The organism is Micromonospora craterilacus (genome assembly GCF_003236315.1).
GTDB classification, from domain to species: domain Bacteria; phylum Actinomycetota; class Actinomycetes; order Mycobacteriales; family Micromonosporaceae; genus Micromonospora; species Micromonospora craterilacus.
Genome location: NZ_POTY01000269.1, coordinates 1 through 8,766 on the forward strand (window position 1 = coordinate 1; position 8,766 = coordinate 8,766).

General features: G+C 74.3%; 6 protein-coding genes and 1 pseudogene. 4 read left to right on the top strand and 3 right to left on the bottom strand.

Features of this window, described 5'->3' with window-relative positions; genetic code table 11:
• The first annotated feature begins 298 nt into the window (after positions 1 to 298).
• From C1I95_RS29010 to serS, 4 genes and pseudogenes are all read left to right on the top strand, one after another.
• Positions 299 to 626, top strand: a pseudogene (locus tag C1I95_RS29010) (hypothetical protein).
• Positions 627 to 704: 78 nt separating this feature from the next.
• The gene (locus tag C1I95_RS29015) at positions 705 to 1,895 is read left to right on the top strand and encodes a saccharopine dehydrogenase family protein (protein WP_111218599.1); all 1,191 of its coding nucleotides are present in this window, start codon (positions 705 to 707) and stop codon (positions 1,893 to 1,895) included.
• 169 nt (positions 1,896 to 2,064) lie between these two features.
• Positions 2,065 to 3,147: a DNA polymerase III subunit beta family protein gene (locus C1I95_RS29020; protein WP_111218601.1), complete on the top strand. Its 1,083-nt coding sequence runs from the start codon at positions 2,065 to 2,067 to the stop codon at positions 3,145 to 3,147.
• Positions 3,148 to 3,231: 84 nt separating this feature from the next.
• The gene (gene serS / locus C1I95_RS29025) at positions 3,232 to 4,515 is read left to right on the top strand and encodes a serine--tRNA ligase (protein WP_111218603.1); all 1,284 of its coding nucleotides are present in this window, start codon (positions 3,232 to 3,234) and stop codon (positions 4,513 to 4,515) included.
• A 57-nt stretch (positions 4,516 to 4,572) separates the two neighbouring features.
• Here the strand turns inward: serS and C1I95_RS29030 are convergent, their stop codons facing one another.
• From C1I95_RS29030 to C1I95_RS29040, 3 genes are read right to left on the bottom strand one after another with little or no spacing between them, the layout of a single operon-like run.
• Complete coding sequence (locus tag C1I95_RS29030; RefSeq protein ID WP_111218607.1) at positions 4,573 to 5,169, bottom strand: redoxin domain-containing protein; 597 nt, start codon at positions 5,167 to 5,169, stop codon at positions 4,573 to 4,575.
• A gap of 23 nt (positions 5,170 to 5,192) precedes the next feature.
• Entirely contained in the window at positions 5,193 to 6,653 is a 1,461-nt protein-coding gene (locus C1I95_RS29035; RefSeq protein ID WP_111218605.1) for an NADH-quinone oxidoreductase subunit NuoF family protein, read from the bottom strand.
• Positions 6,654 to 6,655: 2 nt separating this feature from the next.
• Positions 6,656 to 8,629, bottom strand: a complete 1,974-nt coding sequence (locus tag C1I95_RS29040; protein ID WP_233513958.1) for a hypothetical protein — start codon at positions 8,627 to 8,629, stop codon at positions 6,656 to 6,658.
• Positions 8,630 to 8,766 lie beyond the last annotated feature (137 nt).

Sequence of the window (8,766 nt, forward strand, 5' to 3'; positions counted from 1 at the left end):
CGCGTTCCCCTCCCCCGGTCCTGCGGCGGGCGGTTACCCCACCGGCGACGGTTCACCCCTTCCGGGCGAGCCCGGTTCACCCCGTCCGTGGCGACGGTGGAAATGGCGTGGAGAGATCCGGAGGTACGGGGTGGGACGGATCGGCACGGTGCTCGCGGCGGCCGGAGTCCTCGGCGAGGCGGCGGTCCGGACGAGCCGAACCGCACTCGCCCGCCGCTGGGCCGACCGCCGCGGTGCCGTCGCCGGGACGGTCGGAAGACCGGCACCCGGGGCCGACCGGCGCGGGCCCGTCGCCCGGCTGGCCAGGAGGCAGGCCCCGGCCGGCGCCCGGGGGCGGTGGGAGGTGGTGACCGTCGGCCGCCCACCGGCCGAGGTGCTTCCCGGGAACGAATGGCCGGAGCCGCTGCGTCGGCTCGACGGCGCGGTCCGGGTCGAGCTGCGCCGTGCCCCCGGTGGCCGGGGCACCGAGCTGGCCGCCCGGGCTGGCCGCACACCTGGTGGCTGATGACGACCCGGGGCTGCTGGTACGCCAGGCATTGCGGCAGGTCAAGCAGCTCGCCGAGACCGGCGAGGTGCTGCGCGCCGACCGGTCCCCCGCCGATCGGCCGGCGCCTCCGCCGGGGTAAGGACGGCGCTCGGCGGAAACCTGCCCGCTGCCGATCGCGCGGCGGGCGGTCCGGCGGCCGGGGTGGCATGATCGCGGGATGGCTGCGGAGCGGACGTACGACGTCGTGCTGTTCGGGGCGACCGGGTTCACCGGCGGGCTCACCGCGGAGTACCTGGCCCGGCACGCGCCACCGGGGCTGAGCTGGGCGATCGCCGGACGCAACCCGGACAAGCTGGCCGCCGTCCGGGACCGGTTGGCCGCGATCGACCCGGCGTTGACCGGGTTGCCGCTGCTCACCGCCGACGCCACCGACCCGGCGTCGCTGCACGCGGTGGCCGCGGCCGCCCGGGTGGTGGCCAGCACCGTCGGGCCGTTCATCCAACACGGGGAGCCGCTGGTGGCCGCATGCGCCGCCGCCGGCACCGACTACCTCGACATCACCGGCGAACCGGAGTTCGTCGACCTGATGTACCTGCGCCACCACGCCGAGGCGGTACGCACCGGCGCCCGGTTGGTGCACACCTGCGGCTTCGACTCGATCCCGCACGACCTGGGTGTCTGGTTCACGATCAAGCAGCTGCCCGCCGCAGTGCCGATCACTGTGGACGGTTACGTCCGGGCCGGCGGGCGGTTCTCCGCCGGCACGTACCACTCGGCGCTGACCTCCTTCTCGCGTACCGGTGAGACCTCCCGGGCCGCCCGCGAGCGCCGGGCGGTCGAGCCACGCCCGGCCGACCGCAAGGTCCGCGCCGTGCCGGGCAAGCTGGCCCGGTCGCCGGACCTACCCGTCTGGGCGGTCCCGCTGCCGACCATCGACCCGCAGGTGGTACGCCGTTCGGCGGCGGCCCGAGCGGAGTACGGGCCGGACTTCCGCTACCGGCACTTCGCGGCCGTGAAGCGGCTGCCGACGGTGCTGGCGGCCGGTGCCGGTCTGGGCGCCCTGGTCGGGCTGGTGAAGCTGCCGCCGACCCGGCGCTGGCTGCTCGGCCGGCTCGCCTCCGGCCAGGGGCCGACCGCCGAGCAGCGGGCGAAGTCGTGGTTCCGGGTCCGGTTCGTCGGCTCCGGTGGCGGCCGGCGGGTGGTCACCGAGGTGGCCGGCGGCGACCCCGGGTACGACGAGACCGCCAAGATGCTCGCCGAGTCGGCCCTCTGCCTGGCCTTCGACGACCTGCCGTCCACCTCCGGTCAGGTCACGCCGGTCACCGCGATGGGCGACGCCCTGCTGCACCGCCTCACCGCCGCCGGCCTCACCTTCCGCGTCCTGGACGAAGGAAGGGCCTCTTCTTAACGCCTGCGGTAGAGGACGGGCCCCTTCTTAACACCGCGCCCGGTCCCGCAGCGTCCGAGGGCAGCTGCGGCGGGCGGGCACGAACCCGGGCGGGCGGCACGGACCCGACGGGTAGGTGTGGGGTGGCCGCGGTTGACCCTCGACCAGGTCGAGGCGGCAGGATCGGGCCGTGGAGAGCGACCTACGCAGCATCGGTGAGCTGGCTCGGGCCAGCGGGCTGACAGTCAGCGCCCTGCGGTTCTACGACGCCGCCGGGGTACTGGTCCCGGCCTGGGTGGACCCGGCCACCGGGTACCGCCGGTACACCGACGACCAAGTGGCACCGGCCCGGCTGGTGGCCGGGCTACGCCGGGTCGGCATGCCGGTGGCCGAGATCGCCCAGGCGGTACGCGCCGAACCCCCGGTCGTCCACCGGCTGCTCGACACGCACCTGCGCCGGCTGGAGGACGGCCTGACCGACGCGCGCCGGGAGGTGTCCCGGATCCGTTCCCTGCTGCCGACCGACCAGCCGCCACCGGTCACCCGGCTCGTCCTGACCGGCCGCGACCTGGCCGCCGCCGTGGACGCGGTCCGGTTCGCGGTCGGCACCGACCCCGACCTGCCGGCGCTGGCCGGCGTCCTGCTCGACGTGGCCGGCGACGGCGTACGGCTGGTGGCCACCGACCGGCACCGGCTCGCGGTGTCCCGGGCCGAGGCGGTGGTGCACGGCCCGGCGGTGCGGGCGCTGCTGCCGGTGGCGGCGGTGGACGAGTTACGCCGGCCGCTGGGCGAGCAGGACCAGGGCGAGGTACGGCTGACCCTGGCCGGGCGGGAGGTCGTCGCCGACGTGGCCGGGCAGCAACTGCGGGCCACCGCCCTGCCGTACGACTTCCCGGACTATCTCGCGCTGCTGCCCCGCTCGGCCGGCGGCGGCCCGGCCCGGCGTGTCCCGGTCGACGCCGAGTGGCTGGTCAGCGCGCTGCGGGCGGGCGAGCCGGTGGTCACCCGGGAGTACGCCGGGGAGACCCTGCCGGTGACCGTGCTGGGGCTGGGGGCCCGGGACGCGCTGCGTGTGCTCGGCCCCGACGACCTCGTCGGCGCCGACCCCACCGAGTTGCGCGTCGGAGTCAACCGTGGGTATCTGCTCGACGCGCTGGACGCGGCCGGCGGCCCGCAACTGGTGTTGGAGTTGGACGGCCCGATCACCCCGCTGGCCATCCGCCGCCCGGACGACGAGGGCGCCTTCTCCATCCTGATGCCGATCCGGCTGTGATCCGCGAGGGTGCGGGAGGCAGGGCGGTCCGGGCCCAGCGGTAGCATCTCCAAGTCGGCCCGACCTGGAGGCGTACGGAGCAGCATGCTCGACATGGAGTTGATCCGGAAGGATCGCGACGCAGTGGCGACCGCGCTGACAAAGCGGCTGGAGGTCGCCGAGGTCGACCGGGTGCTGGACGAGATCCAGCACCTCGACCGGGAGCGTCGCCGGCTGATCAGTGAGATCGACGGGGAGCGCCAGCGCCGCAAGGCCGAGGCCCGGGCGTACGCACAGGCGAAGCGGGCCGGTGCCGAGCCGGAGGTGGCCACCCCGGAGGCCGGCCGCAAGCAGATCGCCGAGCTGGAGGCCGAGCTCGACGAGGTGCAGTCCCGGCTGCGTACCGTGATGAGCGAGCTGCCCAACCTGCCCGCCGACGACGTGGTCCCCGGCGGCAAGGAGGCCAACCGGGTGGTGAAGACCTTCGGTGAGCCGCCGGCCATCGAGAAGGTCCGCGACCACGTGGAGCTGAGCCGGATGCTGGGCCTGGTCGACCACGAGCGCGGCGTCAAGCTGGGCGGGTCGGGCTTCTGGATGTACACCGGACTGGGCGCCCGGCTGGAGTGGGCGCTGATCAACTGGTTGATCGAGCGGAACATCGAGGCCGGGTACGAGTTCCTGCTCCCGCCGCACCTGCTGCTGGACACCGCCGGCTTCGCCGCCGGTCAGTTCCCCAAGTTCTACGACGACGTCTACCACCTGGACAAGCAGTCCGCGCCGCGCGGGCAGTTCCTGCTGCCCACCGCCGAGACGGCGATCCTCGGGGCGTACCAGGACGAGATCCTGGAGACCGCGAAGCTGCCGCTGAAGGTGTTCGCGTACACCCCCTGCTACCGGCGCGAGGCGGCCGGCTCGCACTCGGACGAGCGGGGCACGGTCCGCGGCCACCAGTTCAACAAGGTGGAGATCTTCCAGTTCACCCTGCCCGAGCAGGCGGATGCCGCGCTGGAGCAGATGGTCAGCCACGCGGAGAGCCTGCTCGAAGGGCTGGGCCTGCACTACCAGCGCAGCCTGCTGGCGGCCGGCGACGCCAGCGCGTCGATGCGCAAGACCCTCGACATCGAGGTGTGGATGCCCAGCACCGGCAAGTACAAGGAGGTCTCGTCGGTCTCCTGGGGCGGTGACTACCAGGCCCGCCGGGCGGCGATCCGGTACCGCGAGCCGGGTGGCAAGCAGACCCGCTTCGTGCACACCCTGAACGGCTCGGCGCTGGCGACCAGCCGGCTCTTCCCGGCCATCCTGGAGCAGTTCCAGCAGCCGGACGGTTCGGTGCTGGTGCCGGAGGTGCTCCGCGACCGCCTGGGCACCGACCGCCTCACCCCACGCTGACCGGTTCGTCGGGGCCGCGCCGCGCGGTCCCGACGCTCGCGGCCGGGTGCGCCGGCGTCAGGCGGCCATTGCGGTGACCCGGCGGGTGAGGTCCTCGCCGTCCAGGTAGCCCTGGTGGATCACCCGGCCGTCCCGGTCGATGATCACGAAGGTGCTCTGCTCGACGACCTCGAACCGCCGCCAGAGCACCCCCTCCCGGTCGTCGAGCTGCGGCACCGGGCCGAGTTCGAACTCGGTGGCGAAGTCGGTCATCGCCCTGTGGCCGCCGAGCCCGGCGACGCCGATGATCGGCACGGTGTCCCGGAACCCGGGCGCGATCTCGGCCACCGTCCACGCCTGGCTGGCGCAGGTGGCGCACCACGGTGCCCAGAACCAGAGCACCACCGGCCGGCCGGCGAGGGCGGCGGCGTCGAACGCCGCGCCGTCCAGGGTCTTCCCGGTGAACCGGAGGGTGTCCGGTACGGGTACCGGGCCGGCCGGCCCGGTCGAGGGGGACGCGGCGGCGACCGCCGGGGTCGCGGTGGGCGGCGCGCCGACCGGCCGGACCGCCTCGGTGCCGGTGTCGGCCGCGCAGCCGGCGGCGGCCAGCGTGGCGGCGAGCAGGACGGCGGCGACCGCTCCGGTGGACCGTCTCGTCGTGCGTGCCGACCGCATCCGCATCTCCTTCGGTCCGTCGCTCAGGCCTTGGTCAGCCGCAACGCGAGTGCCGGGCACACCTTGACCGCCTTTGTCGCGCCTTCCCGCAGCCAGGTCGGCACGGGGGTGGGCGGGAAGGCGGGGTATCCGTTCTGGTCGAGCCGGATGAAGTCCGGCACCACGTGGGCGCAGAGCCCGTGACCGTCGCACCGGGACCAGTCCAGCACCAGCTTCTGCGGGTCCGGGTCGGGTGCGCCGGGCAGGCCCAACATGCCCTTGACCCGCCGGCCGCAGCCCTCACCGGTGGTGTGCTTCGTCAGGTCCTCGGCGAAGACCTCCATCGCCGACAGCGCGAAGCGGGACGTACCGTCGGGGTGGCTGCATGCGCCGCGCCCCTTCACGTCGCCGGCGGCGGCGCGGACGACCTCCACCGGCGCGCTGCCGGAGACCGCCAGGTCGACGGCGCGGGCCAGGTCGGGCAGTCCCCGCTTGCACGGTCCGCACTGCCCGGCGGACTCGCCGGCCAGGTAGCGCACCACCTGGGCGGCCTCGCCGAGTGGGCAGGTGTCGTTGGCGAGCGGGACGATGATGCCCGCGCCGAGGGTGCCGCCGATCGCGGCGAGCCCCTTGCGGGAGACCTCGGCCTGGTCCGCCGCCGCCATGGTGATCCACTTGCCGTGGTAGCCGCCCATCAGGATGCCGGGTCCGTCGGGCACCTCGCAGAGTTCGAGGATCTCCCGCAGCGGGGTGCCGGCGGCGCACTCGACCACCGCGTGCCGCTTCGCCGCGCCGGTCACGCTGAGCAGCACGGTGCCGGGCTCGTCGTCGGTGCCGAGCGCCGCGTACTCGTACGGCCCGAGCCGGGCGGCCACCCCCATCTGGGCGTACGTCTCGGCGTTGGACAGCAGCGTGGGCAATCCGTTGACACCCGAGTCGCTGGACCGCTTCTTGGTGCCGGGCGGGATGTGCGGCAGCCCGTTGATCCCGTTGACCAGCGCGCCGCCCTCACCGCTGATGAACCGGTGCGGCACCGTCACCACACTGGTCGGCACCGGCATCCGGCGCTCGTCCAGCGCCTCCATGAGGGAGTCCCGGCCGACCAGGTCGTCGGCCACGCAGAGCACGATCTCCTCCGCGTCCAGCGCGTACGCGGCCAGGGCGGCCCCGTCGAGGATCAGGTGCGGGGCCCGGGTGAGCAGCACCTTGTCCTTCCAACTGGCCGGCTCCCCCTCGGTGGCGTTGACCACCACCACGGGCGGCAGGTCCTGGCGTTCGCAGGACTCCAGCACCGCCCGCAGCTTCCGGGCGAACGGGAAGCCGGCGCCGCCCTTGCCCTTGAGTTGGATGCCCTCGGCCAGACTCAGCAGGTGGGACGGTTCCATCGGGCTGATCGCGCCGTGCACCATCTCGTGGGCGCGCAGGTCGAGCCGGCCGAACTCGGCGAACCCGGCGGTGAGCCGGGGCTCGCCGACGCAGGCCACCGGGGGCACGGTGGTACGCATCGTCACTTGGCCTCACCCCGCAGGCCCGCCCAGTACGCCCCGTCGACGCTGTCCGGGTCGGCCCGACGCCGGCGCCGGCTGTCCCCGGAGGCCCGGCGGGCCCGCCGGGAGGCGAGGTCGACCAGGGTCGGGGTGTCGTCGTCGGCGTCGTCGTCCGGGGCGTACCGCGCCGGGGGCCGCCAGTAGTCGGCCTCGGCCGCCGGCAGTTCGTCCTCGGCGCTGTGCCGTCCACCGCCGCTGCGCGGCGCGGCCGAGATCGGCGAACCCGAGATCGGCGAACCGGAGATGGGGGTGCCGGAGATCGGATCGGCGGAGGTCGGCGCGTTCGACTCCCACCGGCGCGGGCTGTCCCAGGGCTCCTCCGGCTCGTCCACGGCCGGCTCCGGCGGGGACGAGTAGCGGGCACCGGCGTCCACCCGGGACCGGCGGGACCGGCCGATCTCCTCGTCGTCGCGGCGACGCCGGCCGACCGGCTCACGGTCGGCCTCCAGCAGCTCCTCCTCGCGGCGGCGCGTCGAGCGGCGGCCCACCGGCTCGCGCTCCTCCTCACGGCGGGAGGCCCGCCGTCGGGTCGGCTCCTCGTCGCGCCGGGTCCGGCGGCTCACCGGCGCCAGGTCGTCGTCGGTCCGCGCCGAGCGCCGGCCGGTCGGCTCCAGCTCCTCGTCCCGGCGGGAGGTCCGCCGGGGCGCCGGCTCCTCGTCGCGCCGGCGGCGGGACACCGGCTCGATCAGTTCGGTGTCCCGGCGTACGGCCCGCTCCAGCTCTTCCTCGTCCCGCCGGGACGCGCGCCGGACGACGGGCTCCAGCTCCTCGTCGCGGCGGTCCCGGCCGGGCCGGGCCGGCTCGCGCAGCGTGCCTGGCTCCGGGACCACCGGCACGGTGAACCGCTCCGGGTCGTTGCGTCGGATGGTGGGGCTGGCCCAGGTGCCGGAGGTGCTCTCGGCCCAGCTCATGTCCCGGCGGGTCCGCTTCTCGCGGCCGTCGTCGACCTCGCCGCGCCGGCTGGTCAGGGTACCGAGCAGCGACTTGCCCCGGGTCTCCTCGGTGGACTTGCTGCCGGTCATCGCCTCGTTGAGGACGGCGGCCTGGTGCCGCTCGCGGCTGCGCCGCTGAAGGGTCACCGAGAGCCGGACCAGCAGCGCCACCACGACCAGCAGCACGCAGGCGAAGTAGCTGAGGCTGACCCAGCCCGCGGGCGGGCGGCCGGCACCGAGGCCGTGGAAGATGGCGAAGGGCCAGGAGAGGTACGCGGCGGAGTGCAGCGCCCGCCACAGCCACTTCGGACCGACGCCGGCGAAGCGGGCCCGGATGATGCCGGTCCACAGCACGCTCACCATGAGCAGCGCGGCGATGGTGCCGAGGCCGACGTAGAGGCCCCGCCCACCGACGAAGGGGACGATGGTGTCGGTGGGCCCCGCCCGGCCGCTGGCGATCTTCGTGACGACGTGGAAGCCCAGCCCGGCCACGCCCAGGATGCCGGTGGCCCGGTGCGCGGACTGCAACAGCACCCGGTGCCGGATCAGCAGCACCAGCCGGTCGGTGGCGAGCAGCCCCATCATCACGGTGAGGCTCAACGCGACCAGGGCGATCACGCCGGCGAAGAACTCGGTGAAGAAGAAGCCCATCGCGTACGCCGCCTGACCGGCCCCGGTGAGCATGGTCAGCGCCCACAGCGCGGCGAGTCCGGACGCGGACAGCGCCAGCACCTGGGCCCGGGACCGTACGCGGATCCCTCGGCTGCTGCTGCTGGTACGGACGGCAGGCGCCTTCTCGTTCTGCGTAGCGCGGGCCATGTGCTCCTCGATCGTCTCGCGGCGGCGTACCACCGGCCGACCCTGTTCCCACTCCAGTACGCAGCCGGCGCCCGGTCGGATCAGCGTCGGTGGAAAAAATCTCGGCGAGCTGTCGAACCGTCCCGCCGCCCGGCGCGTGTACGCGGCCCCACGCCGCCGGTCCGGGCAGTGACCAGCGTCCATGCATTGACAGCACATGAAATCGGCTTGTAATCTTTCCGAAATTTTCAGCCCAGATTGCAAGATCCGGGCAGCCGCTTCACCAACCCCCGTCCCCCGGCACCCCAGGAGCACCCGATGCATCGACGTCGACTCCGTAC

Excerpts from the sequence above, each read along its gene's own strand:
- C1I95_RS29030 (WP_111218607.1), bottom strand. The coding sequence starts at position 5,169 with ATGCGGTCGGCACGCACGACGAGACGGTCCACCGGAGCGGTCGCCGCC.
- C1I95_RS29035 (WP_111218605.1), bottom strand. The coding sequence starts at position 6,653 with ATGCGTACCACCGTGCCCCCGGTGGCCTGCGTCGGCGAGCCCCGGCTC.
- serS (WP_111218603.1), top strand. The coding sequence starts at position 3,232 with ATGCTCGACATGGAGTTGATCCGGAAGGATCGCGACGCAGTGGCGACC.
- C1I95_RS29015 (WP_111218599.1), top strand. The coding sequence starts at position 705 with ATGGCTGCGGAGCGGACGTACGACGTCGTGCTGTTCGGGGCGACCGGG.
- C1I95_RS29040 (WP_233513958.1), bottom strand. The coding sequence starts at position 8,629 with ATGGACGCTGGTCACTGCCCGGACCGGCGGCGTGGGGCCGCGTACACG.